The 19,641-nt window shown below is 70.4% G+C and carries 18 protein-coding genes; 9 read left to right on the forward strand and 9 right to left on the reverse strand.

What is annotated here, in order from left to right; genetic code table 11:
- Window positions 1-154: 154 nt before the first annotated feature.
- Window positions 155-523: a DUF192 domain-containing protein gene (locus tag ACWCQ6_RS11980; RefSeq protein WP_451088053.1), complete on the reverse strand. Its 369-nt coding sequence runs from the start codon at window positions 521-523 to the stop codon at window positions 155-157.
- 104 nt (window positions 524-627) lie between these two features.
- Here ACWCQ6_RS11980 and ACWCQ6_RS11985 point away from each other — a divergent pair, with 104 nt between their 5' ends.
- From ACWCQ6_RS11985 to ACWCQ6_RS11995, 3 genes are all read left to right on the forward strand, one after another.
- A complete protein-coding gene (locus tag ACWCQ6_RS11985) occupies window positions 628-1,434 on the forward strand; it encodes a prepilin peptidase (RefSeq protein ID WP_451088055.1) in 807 nt (268 codons plus the stop codon).
- 51 nt (window positions 1,435-1,485) lie between these two features.
- Window positions 1,486-2,277: a class I SAM-dependent methyltransferase gene (locus ACWCQ6_RS11990; protein WP_451088057.1), complete on the forward strand. Its 792-nt coding sequence runs from the start codon at window positions 1,486-1,488 to the stop codon at window positions 2,275-2,277.
- Window positions 2,278-2,467: 190 nt separating this feature from the next.
- The gene (locus ACWCQ6_RS11995; protein WP_451088059.1) at window positions 2,468-2,926 is read left to right on the forward strand and encodes a hypothetical protein; all 459 of its coding nucleotides are present in this window, start codon (window positions 2,468-2,470) and stop codon (window positions 2,924-2,926) included.
- A 512-nt stretch (window positions 2,927-3,438) separates the two neighbouring features.
- Here ACWCQ6_RS11995 and mgrA read toward each other — a convergent pair.
- Window positions 3,439-4,479 carry an L-glyceraldehyde 3-phosphate reductase gene (gene mgrA / locus ACWCQ6_RS12000; RefSeq protein WP_451088061.1) on the reverse strand — a complete coding sequence of 347 codons (1,041 nt, stop codon included), beginning with the start codon at window positions 4,477-4,479 and terminating at the stop codon, window positions 3,439-3,441.
- A gap of 200 nt (window positions 4,480-4,679) precedes the next feature.
- Between mgrA and ACWCQ6_RS12005 the strand changes: the two genes are divergently transcribed.
- The 4 genes from ACWCQ6_RS12005 (at window position 4,680) to ACWCQ6_RS12020 (ending at window position 9,874) form a co-directional block, all read left to right on the forward strand.
- Window positions 4,680-5,441: an isoprenyl transferase gene (locus ACWCQ6_RS12005; RefSeq protein WP_451088063.1), complete on the forward strand. Its 762-nt coding sequence runs from the start codon at window positions 4,680-4,682 to the stop codon at window positions 5,439-5,441.
- Between the two features lie 419 nt (window positions 5,442-5,860).
- On the forward strand, window positions 5,861-7,183 hold the full coding sequence (locus tag ACWCQ6_RS12010; RefSeq protein ID WP_451088065.1) for a PhoH family protein: 1,323 nt from the start codon (window positions 5,861-5,863) through the stop codon (window positions 7,181-7,183).
- A gap of 390 nt (window positions 7,184-7,573) precedes the next feature.
- The gene (locus ACWCQ6_RS12015) at window positions 7,574-8,278 is read left to right on the forward strand and encodes an aggregation-promoting factor C-terminal-like domain-containing protein (RefSeq protein WP_451088067.1); all 705 of its coding nucleotides are present in this window, start codon (window positions 7,574-7,576) and stop codon (window positions 8,276-8,278) included.
- Window positions 8,279-8,404: 126 nt separating this feature from the next.
- Complete coding sequence (locus ACWCQ6_RS12020; RefSeq protein WP_451088069.1) at window positions 8,405-9,874, forward strand: AI-2E family transporter; 1,470 nt, start codon at window positions 8,405-8,407, stop codon at window positions 9,872-9,874.
- A 106-nt stretch (window positions 9,875-9,980) separates the two neighbouring features.
- On the opposite strand, the gene ACWCQ6_RS12025 is transcribed toward ACWCQ6_RS12020, so the two are convergent.
- Together ACWCQ6_RS12025 and ACWCQ6_RS12030 are read right to left on the reverse strand one after the other, a co-directional pair.
- Window positions 9,981-10,514 carry an alkyl hydroperoxide reductase gene (locus tag ACWCQ6_RS12025; protein ID WP_451088071.1) on the reverse strand — a complete coding sequence of 178 codons (534 nt, stop codon included), beginning with the start codon at window positions 10,512-10,514 and terminating at the stop codon, window positions 9,981-9,983.
- Window positions 10,515-10,526: 12 nt separating this feature from the next.
- On the reverse strand, window positions 10,527-11,081 hold the full coding sequence (locus ACWCQ6_RS12030; RefSeq protein ID WP_189542777.1) for a peroxiredoxin: 555 nt from the start codon (window positions 11,079-11,081) through the stop codon (window positions 10,527-10,529).
- 131 nt (window positions 11,082-11,212) lie between these two features.
- Here ACWCQ6_RS12030 and ACWCQ6_RS12035 point away from each other — a divergent pair, with 131 nt between their 5' ends.
- Complete coding sequence (locus ACWCQ6_RS12035) at window positions 11,213-12,175, forward strand: hydrogen peroxide-inducible genes activator (RefSeq protein WP_451088074.1); 963 nt, start codon at window positions 11,213-11,215, stop codon at window positions 12,173-12,175.
- A 49-nt stretch (window positions 12,176-12,224) separates the two neighbouring features.
- On the opposite strand, the gene ACWCQ6_RS12040 is transcribed toward ACWCQ6_RS12035, so the two are convergent.
- From ACWCQ6_RS12040 to ACWCQ6_RS12060, 5 genes are all read right to left on the reverse strand, one after another.
- The gene (locus ACWCQ6_RS12040; protein WP_451088076.1) at window positions 12,225-14,624 is read right to left on the reverse strand and encodes an ABC transporter permease; all 2,400 of its coding nucleotides are present in this window, start codon (window positions 14,622-14,624) and stop codon (window positions 12,225-12,227) included.
- Window positions 14,621-15,307: an ABC transporter ATP-binding protein gene (locus tag ACWCQ6_RS12045; RefSeq protein WP_451088078.1), complete on the reverse strand. Its 687-nt coding sequence runs from the start codon at window positions 15,305-15,307 to the stop codon at window positions 14,621-14,623. The genes ACWCQ6_RS12040 and ACWCQ6_RS12045 overlap by 4 nt, the downstream gene beginning before the upstream one ends.
- On the reverse strand, window positions 15,304-15,828 hold the full coding sequence (locus ACWCQ6_RS12050; protein WP_451088080.1) for a PadR family transcriptional regulator: 525 nt from the start codon (window positions 15,826-15,828) through the stop codon (window positions 15,304-15,306). Before ACWCQ6_RS12050 ends, ACWCQ6_RS12045 begins: the two co-directional genes overlap by 4 nt.
- Before the next feature lie 68 nt (window positions 15,829-15,896).
- Window positions 15,897-16,142, reverse strand: coding sequence for a hypothetical protein (locus ACWCQ6_RS12055; RefSeq protein ID WP_451088082.1), 246 nt, complete (start codon window positions 16,140-16,142; stop codon window positions 15,897-15,899).
- On the reverse strand, window positions 16,139-17,110 hold the full coding sequence (locus ACWCQ6_RS12060; RefSeq protein ID WP_451088084.1) for an SPFH domain-containing protein: 972 nt from the start codon (window positions 17,108-17,110) through the stop codon (window positions 16,139-16,141). The genes ACWCQ6_RS12055 and ACWCQ6_RS12060 overlap by 4 nt, the downstream gene beginning before the upstream one ends.
- Before the next feature lie 221 nt (window positions 17,111-17,331).
- Between ACWCQ6_RS12060 and ACWCQ6_RS12065 the strand changes: the two genes are divergently transcribed.
- Window positions 17,332-19,599: a transglycosylase domain-containing protein gene (locus tag ACWCQ6_RS12065; RefSeq protein ID WP_451088086.1), complete on the forward strand. Its 2,268-nt coding sequence runs from the start codon at window positions 17,332-17,334 to the stop codon at window positions 19,597-19,599.
- Window positions 19,600-19,641: the final 42 nt, after the last annotated feature.

Genomic DNA, 19,641 nt, shown 5'->3' on the forward strand with positions numbered 1-19,641 from the left:
TCTCCAGTCGCCCCACGGGCCCGCACCTTCCCACTGTCCACCTTGCGAGCGCACGCACCGGACGCCCCCGACCCCGCCCTCCGGGCGGACGACGCCACTTCCGGAACACGCCCTGGCTGTCGTTGTGCGCCCGCCGGGGATTACGGGACAGCCCTCAGCTCTGGACGATCGCCACCCGGACCCCCGGCCGGATCCCCCACTTCTCCATCGCCCCGGCCTCCGCCTCGACCACATGCCGGGCCCGCAGCCGGGGCATGCCCAGCCGGCCGGGCTTCATCGTGTGGACCGCCACGACCTTGAACTTCCGGTCCAGATACGCCACATCGATGGTGAACCGCATCCGGAAGCTGTGCACACTCCCGCACGGGGTGATCAGGAGGGCCCCGTCGATCCCGTCCTGCCCGAGCAGCCCGCGGCTCCGGGCCCGGTAAGAGGCCGCGATCCGCAGCGGTATCTCCTCCCCCTGCCCACCCTGTCCGTCGGTGACCGTCAACGTGCCGTTGCCATTGCGCCATTGAGCCATGGCCATGAAGGTAGCGCCAGGTGACGGCCGCTGGGTCCGGAACAGTACGCAGTGGGCCCCAGGACCCATGACCCATGCGCCGGCCCCCGCCTAGGGTCGGCTCCGTGGACGTCATGCTGACAGTGCTCGCCGCACTCTGGGGCGCAGCGGCCGGACTGCTGGTCCCGCGCGCCGCCTACCGGTTCTCCGTCGAACCGGAGGACCCCTGGCGCGACGCCTGCCCCGAGGGCCACGCCCTGACCGGGGCCGCCCGCGGCTGGCTCGGCTCCACCAAGTGCGCCCGGTGCGCGGCGGCGCCGGTGACCACCACCCCGGGCGCCGCGCCGGGAGACCCGGACGGCGGAACGCACCGCACACCGCCCGTCACGCGCTACGCCCCCGGCGTCCTCGTCCCCGTCGTCACCGCGCTCTCCTGCGCGGTCCTCGCGGCGGCCACCGGACTCCGCCCCGAACTGGCCGTCTGGCTGCTGCTGGCACCCGTTGCCGTACTCCTGGCGACCGTCGACCGCCGTGTCCATCGGCTGCCCGACCGGCTGACCCTGCCCGCCGCCGGAGCCCTCGCCGTACTCCTCGGCGCCGCCGCGCTGCTCCCCGAGCACGCCGGATCCTGGCTGTCCGCCCTGCTCGGCGGTGCCGCGCTCGGCGGCTTCTACTTCCTGCTCTTCGTCATCAACCCGAACGGAATGGGCTTCGGGGACGTCAAGCTCGCCCTGTCGCTGGGCATGGCCCTCGGCTGGTACGGCTGGGCCGTGGTGTTCGCCGGAGGCTTTGCCGGGTTCCTGCTCGGCGCGGCGTACGGGTTCGGGCTGATGGTCCTGAAGCGGGCCGGACGCAAGACCGGCATCCCGTTCGGCCCGTTCATGATCACGGGCGCGCTGCTGGGCATGCTGCTCGGCGCCCTGGCCGCCTGACCCCGCCGCAATTCGGTCGCGCCCCCGGCACCCCGCTGACACCATGCCCGCATGTCCGCAGCAGCCGAAGCAGAACGCGCACGTTTCGAAGCCCTCGTCACGGAGGCGGCCACCGTCTCCGTCGACGGCTGGGACTTCTCCTGGCTCGACGGCCGGGCCACCGAACAGCGCCCCTCCTGGGGCTACGCCCGTGCCATGGCGGACCGCATGGGGCGGGCCGGGGCCGCGCTCGACATCCAGACCGGCGGCGGCGAGGTCCTCGCCTCCGTACCGAAGCTGCCGCCGCTCACCGTCGCCACCGAGGCCTGGCCGCCGAACATCGCCCGCGCCACCGCACTCCTGCACCCGCTCGGCGTGGCCGTGGTCGCCGATCAGGACGAGCCGCCGCTGCCCTTCGGCGACAACGCCTTCGACCTGGTGGTCAGCCGGCACCCGGTGACCACCTGGTGGACGGAGATCGCGCGGGTGCTCGCCCCCGGCGGCACGTACTTCTCCCAACAGGTCGGCCCGGCCAGCGTCTTCGAGCTCGTCGAGTACTTCCTCGGCCCGCAGCCCCCCGAGGTGCGCGGCTCCCGCGACCCCGAGCAGGCACGGGCTGCGGCCGAGGCCGCCGGGCTGGACGTCGTCGCTCTGCGGGCGGAGACCCTGCGCACCGAGTTCTTCGACATCGGCGCCGTCGTCTACTTCCTGCGCAAGGTGATCTGGATGGTGCCGGGCTTCACCGTCGAGGAGTACCGGCCACGCCTGGCCGAGCTGCACCATCTGATCGAGACCGAGGGGCCGTTCGTCGCCCACACCACCCGATTCCTGATCGAGGCCCGCAAACCGGACGCCCGGCCCTGAGAGCCTGTCGGGTACCTCTGGCCGGGCGGACGCGGTCTGGCACGCACGTTTCCGGCGCCTTGGAATCGCACGCACCAGACCGCGTCCGCCCTCCGATCGAAGGTCACCCGACAGCCTCTGAGCCGTACGCCCCCGCTCACGGCCGGAGGATGCGACCCTGGGCAGTGAACTCCTGGGAAGGATCCGGCACATGAGGGTGGGGAACGAAGAGGACGCACCGCGGGTCCCGCGGCAGAGGCGGGCCGACTGGCTCAGAGGCGCACGGATCACCGGGGTGCTCGGTGTCTTCTACCGTCCGGAGGGACTGCTGGGGGAGCCGGAGGCGGTCGAATTCCTGCTGGCCGACGGCCAGTCGGTGCTTTTGACCTGTGCCTTCGACGGGGCCCTGCGCGTCGGGCCGGGCGCCTGGCCGCGGCTGCCCGAGTGGTGCGTTCCGTCGGGGCAGTGGGAGTTCGGCACCGTGCCGACCCTGCCGCAGCCGCCCGACGGCGGCTGGACGGTCACCCGCACCGAGGAGCGCGGGGACGAGAACGGCCAGGTCCGCGAGGCCGTCATCCGCTGCCAGGGCGGCAGCTTCGTGGTCGTCGGCGGCGACACCGTGGCGATCCGCTTCACCCGGGGCCACCGCGGCGCACCGGCCACCACCTGAGCGCGCGCCCTGCGCATCCGTCCTGCAGGTGAGCCCCCACCGTCACCGCGCCCACCGCCGGCTCCGCGTGCGAAGCCCACCGAGCCCCGGATCCGGGCGGCCCTCGCCGACCTGGGCTACGCCCCCGGGGCCATCACCACCGGTACCTTCGGCCCGCACCGCAACACCTTCGTCCTCGGCCTCGGCACGATCTGCGTGGAGGGCGCGCTGGACGGCGTGGTCAACGGGCTGGTCACGGCCGAGGCGCACGGCAGGTACCTCGAAGGAACGGGCTGTGTGAAGCCGGTCGGCGGCCACTGAGAGGCCGGCGGGGCGTCAACCGGACGCCTGCGCGCAACGGAGTCCGGTGAATTCGCAGAGTGATTGTGGAGTGGCGTGGCGCGCAGCATCACTTACGAAGGGTTATGGTGGAAACCCCCCCTCGGGCCGGTCCGTATCCCCCCCCACGGACCGGCCCGTTTTTTGTCGGCCGCAACGACGGCCGTGTACCGGCCCCCGCGGCAGCCTCTTCGTCAGCCCCGTCCGGCCCAGATGTTGGTGCCCGCGGTGTCCACGGCGAAGGCGTCGATCTCCTTCAACTCCTCGGCGGTCAACGGCTGTCCGGCGAGCGCCGCGACGTTCTCCTCCAGCTGCCTCACGCTCGACGCGCCGATCAGGGCGGACGTCATGCGGCTGTCGCGCAGCACCCAGCACAGCGCCAGCTGGGCGAGCGACTGACCGCGCCGGCCGGCGATGTCGTTCAGCCCGTTCAGCCGGCGCACCACCTCGTCCGAGAGCAGACCGGGATCCAGGGACTTGCCCTGGGTGGCGCGGGAGCCCTCCGGGATGCCCGCCAGGTACTTCCCGGTGAGCAGCCCCTGGGCGAGCGGCACGAAGGAGATGCAGCCCATGCCGGCCGTCTCCAGGGTGTCGAGCAGGTCGTCGTCCTCGATCCAGCGGTTGATCATCGAGTAGGACGGCTGGTGGATCAGCGCCGGTACACCCATCTCCCGGAGCAGCCCGGCCGCCTCGGCGGTCTGCTCCGCGTTGTACGAGGACACCCCCACGTACAGCGCCTTGCCCTGCTGGACGGCGGAGGCCAGCGCCCCCATCGTCTCCTCCAGCGGAGTCTCCGGGTCGAAGCGGTGGGAGTAGAAGATGTCGACGTAGTCCAGCCCCATGCGGTTCAGCGAGGCGTCGAGCGACGACAGCAGGTACTTGCGGGAGCCCCATTCGCCGTACGGGCCGGGGTGCATCTCGTAGCCGGCCTTGGTGGAGATGATCAGCTCGTCCCGGTACGGGGCGAAGTCCTGGCGGAAGAGCTTGCCGAAATTGAGCTCGGCGGAGCCGGGCGGCGGCCCGTAGTTGTTGGCCAGATCGAAGTGGGTCACCCCGAGGTCGAAGGCGCGGCGCAGGATCGCCCGCTGGGAGTCCAGGGTGCGGTCGTCGCCGAAGTTGTGCCAGAGACCGAGGGAGACGGCGGGGAGCTTGAGACCGCTGCGGCCGGTGCGGCGGTACTCCATGGAGTCGTAGCGCGAACCGGCGGCCCGGTAGTAGAGAGGAGATTCAGTCACGTTTCTCTGCTTATCACGGACTTGTGACAGGCCGGGTTGGGCCGGTGACCCGCCTGCGCAGTAATGTGGCGGCTTCGGGGAATGCCACCGCACGGCGGGGCGACGGACTCCGTGGACCAGTGCGGCGATCCCCAGGGGACGGCCCCGGACCCCGGGCAATGGGGCGGGCGGGCCCGCACGGAAACCGAGAGGTGAACTCAGTGAACTTGCGCGACCTGGTGTACGGGCTCTACGCGCGCCGGGTGGAGGCCCGCCTCGACCACACCCAGGTGCCCAAGCACATCGGCGTCATCCTCGACGGAAACCGGCGCTGGGCGAAGGCGTCCGGCGGCACGGCCGCGCAGGGGCACCAGGCCGGAGCGGACAAGATCAAGGACCTGCTCGGCTGGTGCAGCGAGACGGATGTGGAAGTCGTCACGCTCTGGCTGCTCTCCACGGACAACTTCGACCGCCCCGAGTCCGAGCTGAAGCCGCTCCTCGGGATCATCGAGAACACCGTGCGCGACCTCGCGGCGGACGGCCGCTGGCGGGTCCACCACGTCGGCACCCTCGACCTGCTGCCCGCCCACACGCAGACGGTGCTCAAGGAGGCCGAGCAGGCCACGGTCGGTGTCGACGGAATACTGGTCAACGTCGCCGTCGGCTACGGCGGACGCCAGGAGATCGCCGACGCGGTCCGCTCGCTGCTGCTGGACCACTCCGCCAAGGGGACCTCGTTCGAGGACCTGGCGGAGATCGTCTCCACCGACATGATCTCCGAGCACCTCTACACCCGGGGCCAGCCCGATCCGGACCTGGTCATCCGCACCAGCGGCGAGCAGCGGCTGTCCGGCTTCATGCTCTGGCAGACGGCGCACTCCGAGTACTACTTCTGCGATGTCTTCTGGCCGGCCTTCCGCAAGGTCGACTTTCTCCGCGCGCTGCGCGACTACGCGGCCCGGGGCCGCCGCTACGGCGGCTGACCCTCCGCGGACTCCCCCGGGGCCCGCCCCCTGTCTCCGGCCCGTCCGGCGATCATTCCCGGTCCGTCCGGCGATCGGGGGCGGGACCGCGCGGTGCGGGCCATACCTCATGTGCACGGGGCGCACCTCTCGGCTCACCCACCTGCCCAGGGCGGCATGGCTTCGCGTGTTCGAGGGAATACCCCTGACAGGTCGATGTCCGGTCAGGAACCAGGCGGACGTCGTGTCCAAGTGAGCGGCATGGAGTCCGCTCGCCCGGGAGGCCCTTTGCACACGAAGGACCGTACGAACAGCACGGCCGACGCGGAGGGCCGGTGCCCGGCCCGCGCATCGGGGCCCAAGCCCGGTCAGTCCTCTCCCATTGGGATGCTCCGCGACGCCGTCGCACCCCAACCTCGTCCGAGGGGGTACGTCCTTCCGTGGTGACCAGCACGAAGCGCCGCATGCTCGACAGGCGCACCTATGTTCTCGACACCAGCGTCCTGCTGGCCGATCCCAACGCCATGGCCCGGTTCGACGAGCACGAAGTCGTGCTCCCGATCGTCGTGGTCACGGAGCTGGAGGCCAAACGGCATCACCCGGAGCTCGGCTACTTCGCCCGGCAGGCCCTGCGCCTGCTGGACGACCTCCGGGTCCGGTACGGCCGGCTCGACGCCCCGATCCCGCTCGGGGACCTGGGCGGGACGCTGCGCGTCGAACTCAACCATTCCGACCCCGGCGTACTGCCGGCCGGCTACCGGTTGGGGGACAACGACTCACGGATCCTCGCGGTCGCGCGCAACCTCCAGGCCGAGGGGTACGACGTCACGGTCGTCTCCAAGGACCTGCCCCTGCGCATCAAAGCGTCCTCGGTCGGCCTCCTCGCGGAGGAGTACCGCGCCGAGCTCGCCATCACCGACTCCGGCTGGACGGGAATGTCGGAGCTCTCCCTCGGCGGCGAGCAGGTGGATCTGCTCTACGGAGAGGAGACGCTGTACGTTCCCGAAGCCTCCGAACTGCCCGTGCACACCGGACTGGTCCTCCAGTCCGAGCGTGGCAAGGCGCTCGGCCGGGTCACCGCCGAGGGCAATGTGCGCCTGGTGCGCGGCGACCGGGAGGTCTTCGGTATCCACGGCCGCAGCGCCGAACAGCGCATCGCCCTCGATCTGCTCCTCGACCAGGACGTCGGCATCGTGTCGCTGGGCGGCCGGGCCGGCACCGGCAAGTCGGCGCTGGCGCTCTGCGCCGGACTCGAAGCCGTCCTGGAGCGCAGGCAGCACCGGAAGGTGATGGTCTTCCGCCCGCTGTACGCGGTCGGCGGGCAGGAGCTGGGCTACCTCCCGGGCACCGAGGCCGAGAAGATGAGCCCCTGGGCGCAGGCCGTCTTCGACACGCTCTCTGCGGTCGCGGGGCGCGAGGTCATCGAGGAGGTGCTGGGGCGCGGGATGCTGGAGATCCTGCCGCTCACCCACATCCGGGGCCGCTCGCTCCACGACGCCTTCGTGATCGTCGACGAGGCCCAGTCACTCGAACGGAACGTACTGCTGACCGTGTTGTCCCGGGTCGGGGCGAATTCCCGCGTGGTGCTCACGCATGACGTGGCCCAGCGGGACAACCTCAGGGTCGGCCGGTACGACGGAGTCGTCGCCGTGGTCGAGAAACTGAAGGGACATCCGCTCTTCGCGCATGTCACCCTCACCCGCTCCGAGCGCTCGCACATCGCCGCCCTGGTGACCGAAATGCTGGAGGAAGGCCAGATCTGATACGGGTTACGACAGTTGGTGCCGCCCGGCGAGCGCAGTAGCTTAGCCGGGCGGCACCGTGTTGCGGCGCCATTTCCGAAAATCACTTGCTCCAAACGAGGTGTGAGCTTTCACACGCAACGGAGAATTGCTTCCCGGCGTGCCGTTCCGGCAAAGTCTTGCTTCCGTCAGGCCCCGCATACGGCACACCCGCACCTCCACAGGTGCCACGCACTACACAACTCAACAATCGACGTCCGTATGCCGCCCGCGAGTACCACGCGGCGCTCCCTCCGGGGAGTCGCCCACCGGGTCCGTGCCTCCCGTGACCCAAGCAGTAGGGAGGCCAGCGCCAGGGGCACGATTGCGTCCGCGAGGTCACCTAAGCGGGCGATGCTGGAAGGACACCGTGTGAGCCGGATCTCGGTCCGGGGGTTCGCCGTGGCATCCGCCACCGCCGTAACCACCGTTGGCGCCGTCGTTGGCGTTGCTTCGGGCAGCACTCCCGCTGCCGACGACACCAACTTCGAGGCGACCGCAGCCGACACCACGCTGCTCGCAGACATCCCCGCGGGCCAGCAGGCCCAGGTGCAGACCGCCTCGCTGACGCAGCAGGCCGACGCCCAGGCGTCCGCGGCCGACGCCGCGGCGAAGAAGTCCGTGGAGGAAGCGGCCCGCATCCAGGCCGCCAAGGACGCCAAGTCGAAGAAGGCGGCGGCCGAGGACAGGCTGGAGCAGGAGCGCAAGGAGAAGAAGGAAGCAGCCGAGCGCGCCAGCCGCTCCTCGGTCCGCAGCGCCTCCTCCTTCGCCACGCAGGGCTCGTACACCGTGGCCGAGGTCCAGGCGATGGCGCGTCAGATGGTGCCCGCCGACCAGTTCCAGTGCTTCAGCAACATCGTGAACCACGAGTCGACCTGGAACTACCGGGCGAGCAACCCGTCTTCCGGTGCCTACGGCCTCGTCCAGGCACTGCCGGGCTCGAAGATGTCGTCCGCCGGTGCCGACTGGCAGACCAACCCGGCCACCCAGATCAAGTGGGGCCTCAGCTACATGGATGGCCGCTACGGAAGCCCGTGCGGTGCCTGGTCCTTCTGGCAGGCCAACCACTGGTACTAGAACCTGCCAAGGTTCCGGTTTCAACCGCGCAGAGCCCCTCGCCGTCCTACGGTGAGGGGCTTCGTGCATGTACGGTCGGCCCGGCGGGGAGCGGCGGGGAGAGAAAACGGGGGAAGGGGAACCATCATGTCGGGACTTCCGGGGTGGCTCGGCCGGCTGGGCGCCGAACTGACCGACCTGGGCGATCGGCTGGAGCAGCGCCGGGCCGAGGCCGAGGGGGACGGGACCGTGCGGACCGAGCTGCCGGTGACCGCCTCCGCCGCGCCCGCGGGAGCCGTTCCGTCCGGAGCCGTTCCGGGTGAGGAGGCCCGGCGCGGTGCCGGGTCCGACCATGTGCCGCCGCCGCCCTCGTACGCCCCCTCGGTCGCCGCCCGGCCCGATCCGGTCGCGGCGATTCCCTGGGGGATGCGGGTCGCGGCCGAGGCGGGCTGGCGGCTGCTCGTCCTGGCGGGCAGCCTCTGGGTGCTGATGCAGGTCATCAGCGCCGTGCAGCTGGTGGTCCTGGCCTTCGTCGCCGCGCTGCTCGTCACCGCGATGCTGCAACCGACCGTCGCCCGGCTGAGGAACTACGGGCTGCCGCGCGGCCTGGCCACCGCCGTCACGGCGATCCTGGGCTTCGTCATCATGGGCCTGGTCGGCTGGTTCGTGGTCTGGCAGGTCATGGACAACATCGACACCCTCTCCGACAAGGTGCGCACGGGTATCGAGGATCTGAAGAACTGGCTGCTCGACAGCCCCTTCCACGTCACCGAGCAGCAGATCAACGATGTCGCGCAGAACCTCAGCGACACCATCGGCACCAATACCGAGCAGATCACCACCGCCGGGCTGCAGGGCGTCACCGTGATGGCGGAGGTCCTCACCGGGATGCTGCTGGCGATGTTCTCGACGCTCTTCCTGCTGTACGACGGGAGGCGCATCTGGCACTGGATGCTGAAGCTGGTGCCGGCCCAGGCCCGGCCGGGTGTCGCGGGCGCCGGGCCGCGCGCCTGGCGGACGCTGACCGCCTATGTGCGGGGCACCGTCCTCGTGGCGCTGATCGACGCGATCTTCATCGGACTCGGGATCTTCTTCCTCGATGTGCCGATGGCGGTGCCGCTGGCCGTCTTCATCTTCCTCTTCGCCTTCATCCCGCTGGTCGGCGCCGTGATCTCCGGGGCACTGGCGGTGGTCGTCGCGCTGGTCACCCAGGGCGTGTTCACCGCCCTCATGGTGCTGGCGGTGGTGCTCGCGGTGCAGCAGATCGAGGGCCATGTGCTCCAGCCGTTCATCCTGGGGCGCGCGGTGCGGGTGCATCCGCTCGCCGTCGTCCTCTCGGTCGCCGCGGGCGGCATGGTCGCCGGCATCGGCGGCGCGGTCGTCGCCGTGCCGCTGGTCGCGGTCACCAACACGGTGGTCGGCTATCTGCGGGCTTACGGACAGGAACAGGCGCTGCGTTACGCGCCGTCCCCACGCGGGGCGACCGCCCTCGACGTCGCTCCGACGCCCGCGCCGGGATCGCCGCCCGAGGACATCGACCACGGCGACGACGAGGACCGCGCCGGCGGGGACACCAAGAAGAGCGGGGACACCAAGAAGAACGGCGTCGGCACGTAGGCCCACGGGCACGGAGCAGGCCCACGGGCAGAATGCGGAGAAGAGAAGGGCCCCGGGGACGGTCGGTCGTCCCGGGGCCCTTCTCGTACAAGGGGTACTGCTGGTCCTATTCGGCGAGCACGGCCTCGGCGTCGAGGGTCACGCCGACCGCCTGGATCACCGAGGCGATCTTGACGGCTTCCTGAATGGTCTCACGCTCCACGCCGGCCTTGCGCAGCACCTGCTCGTGGGAGTCCAGGCACTGGCCGCAGCCGTTGATCGCGGAGACGGCGAGCGACCACAGCTCGAAGTCGATCTTCTCCACGCCGGGCTTGCCGATGACGTTCATCCGCAGACCCGCCCGGAGCGTCCCGTACTCGGGGTCCGACAGCAGGTGCCGGGTCCGGTAGAAGACGTTGTTCATCGCCATGATGGCGGCGGCCGACTTCGCGGCGGTGTACGCCTCCGCGGAGAGGTTGGCCTTGGCCTCCGGCTCCAGCTCGCGCAGCACCTTCGGCGAGCGCGAGGCGATCGCGCAGGCGAGGACGGTGCCCCAGAGCTGCTGCTGCGGGAGCTCGCTGTTCCCGATGACCGAACCGAGGTTCAGCTTCAGGTCCTTGGCGAAGTCCGGAACGGCGGCTTTCAGTTCGTCGAGTGCCATGTCGCTGTCAGCTCACTCGCCCGCGAGGAGGGCGACCGGGTCGAGGGTGTTCTCGCCCTTGGTCCAGTTGCACGGGCACAGCTCGTCGGTCTGCAGGGCGTCCAGGACCCGCAGGACCTCCTTGGGGTTACGGCCCACGGAACCGGCGGTCACCATCGTGAACTGGATCTCGTTGTTCTGGTCGACGATGAAGACGGCGCGCTGGGCGAAGCCGTCCTCGCCCTCGATGCCGAGGTCGCGCATGAGCTCGTGCTTCGAGTCGGCCATCATGGGGAAGGGCAGGTCGGTCAGGTCCGGGTGGTCCTTGCGCCAGGCGTGGTGCACGAACTCGGAGTCACCGGAGAAGCCGAGGATCTGGGCGTCACGGTCGGCGAACTCGTCGTTCAGCTTGCCGAACGCGGCGATCTCGGTGGGGCACACGAAGGTGAAGTCCTTCGGCCACGCGAAGACGATCTTCCACTTGCCCTCGTAGGTCTTGTGGTTGATCTGCTCGAACTCCTTGCCGCTCTCCAGCGAGACACAAGCAGTCAGGTCGAACTCGGGGAACTTGTCACCGACAGTGAGCACGTGCACTCCTTGCAGCGTAGGAATTCCCTGTTGGGGGTTTTCCTGAGGGTTGGACGGAGCCCAGCTTGGCACAGGGCGCATTGATCGCGGAAATAGCTACACTCGGTCGTGATGATCGGAGGTGCCTATCAGTGGCCCAGGGCAATCCAGGTAATCGACCCAAACAACCCAGCCTCTCGCAGCTGCGCGCCTTCGTGGCCGTCGCGGAGTACCTGCACTTCAGGGACGCGGCGGCAGCAATCGGGATGAGTCAGCCGGCGCTCTCCGGGGCGGTGTCGGCGCTGGAGGAGGCACTGGGTGTCCAGCTCATCGAGCGTACGACGCGCAAAGTGCTGCTGTCGCCGGCCGGGGAGCGGCTCGCGGTGCGGGCCCGGGTGGTGCTGGAGGCCGTCGGCGAGCTGATGGAGGAGGCCGAGGCGGTCCGGGCGCCGTTCACCGGGGTGCTCAGGCTCGGTGTGATACCGACCGTCGCCCCGTACCTGCTGCCGACCGTGCTGCGGCTGGTCCACGAGCGCTACCCGGAGCTCGACCTCCAGGTGCACGAGGAGCAGACCTCCTCGCTGCTGGAGGGGCTGGCCGCGGGGCGGCTGGACCTGCTGCTGCTCGCGGTGCCGCTCGGGGTGCCCGGGGTGACTGAACTCCCGCTCTTCGACGAGGACTTCGTGCTGGTGATGGAGAAGGACCACTGGCTGGGCGGGCGCGCCGACATTCCGCGCGACGCGCTGCGCGAGCTGCCGCTGCTGCTGCTGGACGAGGGGCACTGCCTGCGCGACCAGGCGCTGGACATCTGCCGGGAGGCGGGCCGCACGGAGGGGGCACCGGTCACCACGACCGCGGCCGGGCTCTCCACGCTGGTCCAGCTGGTGGCCGGCGGGCTCGGTGTGACGCTGTTGCCGCGGACGGCGGTGACGGTCGAGACCGGCCGCAACGAGGCGCTGGCCACCGGGTACTTCGCGGAGCCGGCCCCGTCGAGGCGGGTGGCGCTGGCGATGCGGACGGGGGCGGCGCGCCACGAGGAGTTCGAGGAGTTCGCGGCGGCGCTGCGGGAGGCGATGGCGACGCTGCCGGTCCGGGTGACCTCGCGAAGCGACTGAGAGCGGCGGAAGGGGGTGCGGTCCCGGCGGGACCGCACCCCTTGCTCCGTCACTCCGTACGCAGGCCGTCCGGGCGCATCATGCGCCACAGCGGCGGCAGCGACACCAGCGTGACCAGCAGGATCAGCGCCGCACCCGCGCCGGTCATCGGCAGGAACAGCCACCAGTCGGTGACCTCCTTGTCGAGCATGGTGATCAGCGCCGCGCCCAGGCCGAGCCCGCCCGCCACGGCCACTGTCAGCCCGATGACCACCGGCACGGCGGTCTGCCAGAGCACCGACCAGGCGAGGGTGGACCGCCGGATGCCGAAGGCGACCAGCACCGAGAGCAGCCGCTTGCGCTCGCGCAGCTGCTCCAGCTGGGCGACCAGCATCGCGGCGGCGATCAGCAGCAGCGTCGCGGTCGCACCGACCTGGAGACCGCGCTGCACACTGGCGTACTTCTCGTCACGCACCTCCGACGTGAGGGACGCGACCCGCATCGCGGGGTCGAGCCTGGCAGCGGTGTTGCGTACGTACTCCGCGACGTCCTCGACGCTCTCGTCGACCCGGATCTGCGACTGGGTGATCGCGCCCGGCAGGGTGCTCGGGTCGACCGCGCCGGTGGTGGCCATGATGCCCCAGGAGTCCTCGCCCAGCGGATCGTGGCGGGCGACGACCGTCGGGGAGTCGGCGGGCAGGGTCCACCGCATCGCCTTGCCGCCGGAGGCGTCGCCGATCTCGACCTCCTTGCCCTTGCGGGCCGTCTGGTCGACCCAGTCGGACAGCTCCTTGTCGTTCCTGGGGTGGACCACGAAGGTGTCGCCGTCCTTGCAGGAGTCGATCCGGGCCAGTTCGCGCAGGGTCCCGCAGTCACCGACGGTCAGACTGGTGATGGGCTGGATGTCGTCCTCCGCGTACGTGCCGGGCCGGGTGACAGACACCTCGACCTTGCCGATGACGGCTTCCACCCCCTTGGTGGCCTCGAACTCCTTGATGGTCCGGGTGGCCGCCTCCGCGCTGACCTTCTCGGAGAACGTGTAGAACTGGGCCCGCGACGGGTCCTGCCCGGTCATCCTGGTGAACTCGTCGCCCACCGCGGCGAACAGCATCTGCAGCGCCACCGCGCCCGCGACCGCGACCGTGATGCCGCTGACCGCACGGGCGGCCGCTCCGCTGCTCAGCTGGAGCCTGCGGGTGGCCAGCTGCCAGGGCACCGGACCGCCGTGCAGGCGGTTCACGCACGCCTCCAGCAGCCAGGGCAGCAGCAGCGCGAGCCCGACCAGGACCAGTACGGCACCACCCGCGATCGGGTACGGATCGACCGGGGAGGACTCGTCGACCTTGCCGGTCAGGCCGAGCACGGCCAGGCCCGCGACCGGCATCACCAGCCGCCACCAGAACCGGCGCCTGCGGGACCGGCCGCCCCGTACGACGCCGAGCGGCTCGATCACCACCGAGCGCAGGGCGGCCAGCGTGACCACCATCGCCGTCAGCGGAACGGCGACGACGACCAGCGCCGTCAGCCGGAGGTCGGGCACCAGGTCGGACGGGAAGACGCTGACGCCCCACACCTCGATCCGGCCGACGAAGCGACGCCCCACCAGGAAGAGCACCACACCGGTCAGCAGCCCGAGGAGCGCCCCGAACACGGCCTCGCCGGCCGCGATCCGACGGGTCATCCGGATGTCCGTGCCGACCAGGCGCAGCGCGGCGAGCCGGCGGTCGCGGCGGTCGCCGCCGAACCGCACCGCCGTCACGATGAAGATCGCGACCGGCACCAGCAGCACCACGCAGATCATGATGATCAGCACGATGAGAACGGGCGGCATCTCCTCGCCCTCGCCCGGATCCCCGTAACCGGCGATCCGGTGACCGCCGTTGGCGGGGGTCAGGGTGTCGCTGCCCGCGTAGTAGACCAGGTCCCTGGGCGAGACCAGGCCGGAGTCGGCGATCGTGCCGGTGATCCGGTACGGCAGCCGTTCCCTGAGGAGGCTGCCCTCCGAGGAGTCCAGCAGCTCCTTCAGCGCGGGGGAGACCACCATCTCGTCCGCGCCGGGGAAGCGCGCGACGCCCGGCGGGACGACCGGGCGCGTGCCGTCCGCGCGCATCAGCCAGCCCTCGACCGTGCGGCCGCGGTACTCGGTCTCCGCGTCGATCCGGAGCACCGAGGTGTCGGACTTCTCGGCCTGCGCGTCCGGCCCGCCGGGGACGACGCTCTCGGCGCGGGCCTGGCTGCGCGCGGAGCGCTCCTGGAGCAGATGCGGCGCGGAGGCGGCGGTCAGGAGCAGCGCCACGCCGAGACCGACACCGACGGCGGTCAGTACCGTGCGCACCCAGCCCTCGCGCCCGCCGCCTGCGGCGAACCGGATGCCGAGACCGAGGTCGCGGAGCCAGGCGGCGACGCCGGTGGGCGGGGTGGGCCCCGGCGGGGCCGCGGCCGGCGCGTTCTTGTGGTCGAGCAGGGTCATACGGCGTGCTCCAGGTCGCGGGTCCGGCCGTCGCGCACGGTGACGTCGCGGTCGGAGTACGCGGCGACCCGCGCCTCGTGGGTCACCAGGACCACGGCGGTGTTGGTGGACCGGGCCGCCTCGGTGAGCAGTTCCATGACCCGCTCGCCGTTGAGGGAGTCCAGGGCGCCGGTCGGCTCGTCCGCGAAGATCACCTTCGGCGAGGCGGCCAGCGCGCGGGCCACGGCGACGCGCTGGCCCTGGCCGCCGGAGACCTCGCCGGGGCGCTTGGCGGTCACGTCGTCGACCTCCAGGCGCTCCATCCAGTGGCGGGCGGCGCGCTCGGCCTCCTTGCGCTTGGCGCCGGCCAGGCGGAGCGGCAGGGCGACGTTCTCCACACAGGTCAGCTCCGGGACGAGCTGGCCGAACTGGAAGACGAAGCCGAACTCGGTGCGGCGCAGGGCGCTGCGCTCGGCGTCCGACATGGCGGAGAGCTCGCGGCCCGCGTAGGTGATCGTGCCCCGGTCGGGCGTGACGATCCCGGCGAGGCAGTGCAGCAGGGTCGACTTGCCGGAGCCGGAGGGGCCCATCACGGCGACGACCTCACCGGGGTGGATGGAGAACGAGGCGCCGTCGAGCGCGGGCGTCCGGCCGTATGTCTTGTACAGGCCTTCGGCGCTGAGCAGGGAGCCGGTGGGGATCACGCGCCCACCGCCGCGGCGAGACGGTCGAGCCGGGCGGCGGTCAGTTCCAGCCAGCGCAGATCGGCTTCGAGGTGGAAGAGCGCGTGGTCGCAGATCAGTTGATCGGCGAGGTCGCCCTTGCGCTTGCGGTCGGTGAGGATGCGCATGAGGCGCAGGTGCTCGGTGCGCTGGGTGTCCAGCAGCGCCTCGGCGCTGCGGCCGGTGAGCAGGGCCAGGACGACCTTGGTGTAGAGCGTCGACTGGAGGTACGGCTCGGGCTTCTCCGGCTGCGCGAGCCAGGTGCCGACATCGGTGATCCCGGCCTCGGTGATGGCGTACCGCTTGCGCTCGGGGCCGCCGCCGCTCTCCACGCCGTGGACCTCGACGAGGCCGTTCTTGAGCAGCCGGGACATGGTCGAGTAGACCTGGCCGTAGTGCAGGGGGCGGTCGTGGCCGAACTTCTCGTCGAACGCGCGCTTGAGGTCGTAGCCGTGGCGGGGGCCGGACTCCAGGAGTCCGAGCAGGGTGTGGCCGATAGACATGCCGAGCACTGTACACGGCGTGTATACCCCTGGTGTATACCCAGGTCACCGCCCCGGGATCCCGGTGTTCAGTCGTCGGACGGGCCCGGCGCGTCCTTCGGGGGGCGCCCCCGGCGGGGGATCGGCCGCGCCGTGCCCGGCAGGCGGCCCGCCTCCGCCAGCGCCCTGCGCAGCAGGAACTCGATCTGGGCGTTCGCGCTGCGCAGTTCGTCGGAGGCCCAGCGGGCCAGCGCGTCGTGCACCGCCGGATCCAGCCGCAGCAGCATCTGCTTGCGCCGCGGCGGGGTCCGGCGGGCCGGGGTCTGTTCGGTCACTGGTAAAGAGTGCCCGTGTTCAGGACCGGCTGCGCCGCGCGGTCACCGCACAGCACCACCATCAGATTGCTGACCATGGACGCCTTGCGCTCCGCGTCGAGCTCGACGATGTCCTGCTCGGCGATCCGGGTGAGCGCCATCTCGACCATGCCGACCGCGCCCTCGACGATCTGCTGCCGGGCCGCGACCACCGCGCCGGCCTGCTGGCGCTGGAGCATCGCGGAGGCGATCTCGGGGGCGTACGCGAGATGGCTGAAGCGCGATTCGATGATCCGTACGCCGGCGGCCTGCACCCGGGCGGTGAGCTCCACGGCCAGCTTCTCGGTGATCTCCTCCGCGTTGCCGCGCAGCGAGAGGCCGCCCTCCTCGTGGGCGTCGTACGGGTACTCGATCGCGATGTGCCGGACGGCCGCCTCGGTCTGGGTGGCGACGAACTCCAGGAAGTCGTCGACCTCGAAGAGCGCCTGCGCGGTGTCCTCGACCTTCCAGACGACGATCGCCGCGAGCTCGATCGGGTTGCCGTAGGCGTCGTTGACCTTCAGGACCGCGGTCTCGTGGTTGCGGACCCGGGTGGAGATCTTCCGGCTGCTGGTGAGCGGGTTGATCCAGCGCAGCCCGTCGGTGCGGATCGTGCCGACGTAGCGGCCGAAGAGCTGGATCACCCGGGCCTCGCCCGGTGCGACCATCTTCACACCCGTCATGCAGAAGAACGAGGCGATGACGAGCAGGACCCCGAAGATGCAGACCGGGACGCCCGGGCCGGGGTTCCCGTTCGAGGCGATGACGCCGCCGATGATCGCGAGGCCGATGCCGGCGATCACCCCCAGCACGGTCAGCAGCAGGCCGAGACCGCCGGGGATGCTGTGCGCCGTCACCTCCCTCACCTGCGGTTCGGGCATCTGCGGGGCGTCGGGCGTGAGGTCGGCGGCCAGGGTGGCCACATCGTGCGGATTGCCGTGGTCGGGCATGGAATCCCCCGTTTCGAAGACTGACTCGGTGCTAGCAATGTGATTACAGATTACCCGCTCTAGCAACCTTGGGCATCCTTCATGAGTCGGTTCCCTTGAGAGCGGGTGCTGATTGTCACGTCCGGAAAAGACCGCATCGCTTGCTTTACGGCCTTGCCAACGGTGTTAGCTGGCCGGGCTGAGCTGATCTGGTCGAGCAGAGAAACAGGAGCAACACAGCGATGGGTCGAGCGGATGCGCGACGAGCCCAGCGGCGCGGAGCGCGGCGGGCCGCGAAGAGGGGCGGCATACGCAGACTCTTCACCTGGAAGAAGATGCTGGGTGCCTTCTTCGGGCTCTGCCTGCTGGGCATGGGCGCCTTCGTCGCGCTCTACATGTACGTGGACATACCGGAGGCCAACGCCCGGGCCGAGCGGCAGAGCAATGTCTACCAGTACAGCGACGGCACAGTGCTCACCCGGACCGGTCAGGGGGTCAACCGCCAGATCGTGGACCTCGCCGAGGTCCCCAAGGATGTACAGCACGCCTTCGTCGCCGCCGAGAACAAGTCGTTCTACGACGACCACGGCGTCGATCTGAAGGGCATGGCGCGCGGCCTTTTCAACACCCTCAGCGGCAAGGGCAAGCAGGGCGGCTCGACCATCACCCAGCAGTACGTGAAGAACTACTACCTGACTCCGGACCAGACGATCAGCCGCAAGCTCAAGGAACTGGTGATCTCCCTCAAGGTCGAGCAGAAGTACGGCAAGAGCGAGATCCTCGCCGGCTACATGAACACCGCGTTCTACGGACGCCAGGCGGACGGGATCCAGGCTGCGGCGCAGGCGTACTACGGGGTCGATGCCAAGGACCTCAACGTCTCCCAGGGCGCCTACCTGGCCTCGCTGCTCCAGGCCCCCGGCCAGTACGACTGGGCGTACGCGACGGATACCGGCAAGAAGCTCGTCGAGGACCGCTGGAACTACACGCTCGACAACATGGTCGAGATGCACTGGCTCGACCAGGCCGAGCGCGACAAACTCGAGTTCCCGGTCCCGGACAAGCCCAAGCCCGCCAAGGGCTTGGAGGGCCAGACCGGCTACCTCGTCGAGGCGGCCAACATGGAGCTGGAAAAGCAGGGCATCACGGAAGAGATGCGGCAGGCCGGCGGCTGGACCTTCACGCTCAACATCGACAAGAAGCGCCAGAAGGCGCTGGAGCAGTCCGTCGACCGCCAGCTGGAGTCCAAGCTGGACCGCGAGAACAACAAGGTCGACGCGACCGTCCAGGCCGGTGCCACCTCGGTGGACCCGAAGACCGGCGCCGTCGTCGCGATGTACGGCGGGGTGGACTACGTCAAGCACTACTACTCCAACGCCACGCGCCAGGACTACCAGCCCGCCTCCACCTTCAAGCCGCTGGTGTTCGCCTCCGCGCTGGAGAACGAGTCGAAGACCCAGGACGGCGACCTGATCGGCGTCAACACCGTCTACGACGGCACCAGCAAGCGGCCCGTGGTGGGCAGCGACACCCCGTTCGCCCCGGAGAACGAGGACGACCGGAGCTACGGCGACGTCACCGTGCAGAAGGCGATGAACGCGTCGATCAACTCGGCCTTCGCGCAGATGGTCGTCGACGTCGGTCCGGCCGCGGTGAAGAAGACCGCGCTCGACCTCGGCGTACCGGACAAGAACTTCCCCGAGCGCCCCGCCATCACGCTCGGCACGATGAACGCCTCGACCTGGGACATGGCGGGCGCGTACGCCACGCTCGACAACCACGGCAAGAAGGTCAACCCGTTCATCGTGAAGTCGGCCGAGCACCGTGAGCGGTCGGTCGAGCCGGTCGAGGGCATCGGCAGCCAGGTGATCAGCCGCAAGTCCGCCGACACCGTGACCTCCGTCCTGACCGGTGTGGTCGACGACGGCTCCGGCCGGGCGGCCAACACCACGGCGTACGATGCGGCGGGCAAGACCGGTACGTCGGAGAACAACAAGTCGGCCTGGTTCGCCGGCTACACCCCGGAGCTCACCACGGTCGTCGCGCTCTTCGGTGAATCGCCCAAGGAGGGCGGCGGCCAGGTCAGCCTGACCGGCACGGCCAACTCCGGCCGGGCCAACGGTGGTGGCTTCCCGGCGCAGATCTGGGCGGACTACACCCTCGGCGCGCTGGGCGGCGGCTCCAGCGCCCGGTTCGACCTGGAGGACGTCGAGAGCGGCGAGGTCACCGTACCGACCACACCGTCGATGTCCCCCTCGCAGTCGGCGAGCACCGACACCACCCCGTCCAAGTCGCCGGACCTGCCCTCGCAGAGCGCGAGCAAGTCGCCGGACGTGCCGACGTCGAGCCAGTCCCCGGACGTGCCGCCGGCGAGCCAGTCGCCGGATGTGCCGCCGGCGAGCCAGTCCCCGGGCGTGCCGGGCGGCGGCGGGGGCGGCGGCGGGGGCGGCGGCAAACCGGGCGACGGAAACGGCAACAACAGCGGCAACGACGCTCCATCCGCGCGGTGAGCGCCTGAGGCGGCGGTGAACGCATGAGTCAGGGGCGGTGCC

This window comes from Streptomyces sp. NPDC001880 (assembly GCF_053594575.1).

Coding starts and splice junctions, on each gene's coding strand:
- ACWCQ6_RS11980 (WP_451088053.1), bottom strand. CDS start 523: ATGGCTCAATGGCGCAATGGCAACGGCACGTTGACGGTCACCGACGGA.
- ACWCQ6_RS11990 (WP_451088057.1), top strand. CDS start 1,486: ATGTCCGCAGCAGCCGAAGCAGAACGCGCACGTTTCGAAGCCCTCGTC.
- ACWCQ6_RS11995 (WP_451088059.1), top strand. CDS start 2,468: ATGAGGGTGGGGAACGAAGAGGACGCACCGCGGGTCCCGCGGCAGAGG.
- ACWCQ6_RS12020 (WP_451088069.1), top strand. CDS start 8,405: ATGTCGGGACTTCCGGGGTGGCTCGGCCGGCTGGGCGCCGAACTGACC.
- ACWCQ6_RS12025 (WP_451088071.1), bottom strand. CDS start 10,514: ATGGCACTCGACGAACTGAAAGCCGCCGTTCCGGACTTCGCCAAGGAC.
- ACWCQ6_RS12040 (WP_451088076.1), bottom strand. CDS start 14,624: ATGACCCTGCTCGACCACAAGAACGCGCCGGCCGCGGCCCCGCCGGGG.
- ACWCQ6_RS12050 (WP_451088080.1), bottom strand. CDS start 15,828: ATGTCTATCGGCCACACCCTGCTCGGACTCCTGGAGTCCGGCCCCCGC.
- ACWCQ6_RS12060 (WP_451088084.1), bottom strand. CDS start 17,110: ATGCCCGACCACGGCAATCCGCACGATGTGGCCACCCTGGCCGCCGAC.
- ACWCQ6_RS12065 (WP_451088086.1), top strand. CDS start 17,332: ATGGGTCGAGCGGATGCGCGACGAGCCCAGCGGCGCGGAGCGCGGCGG.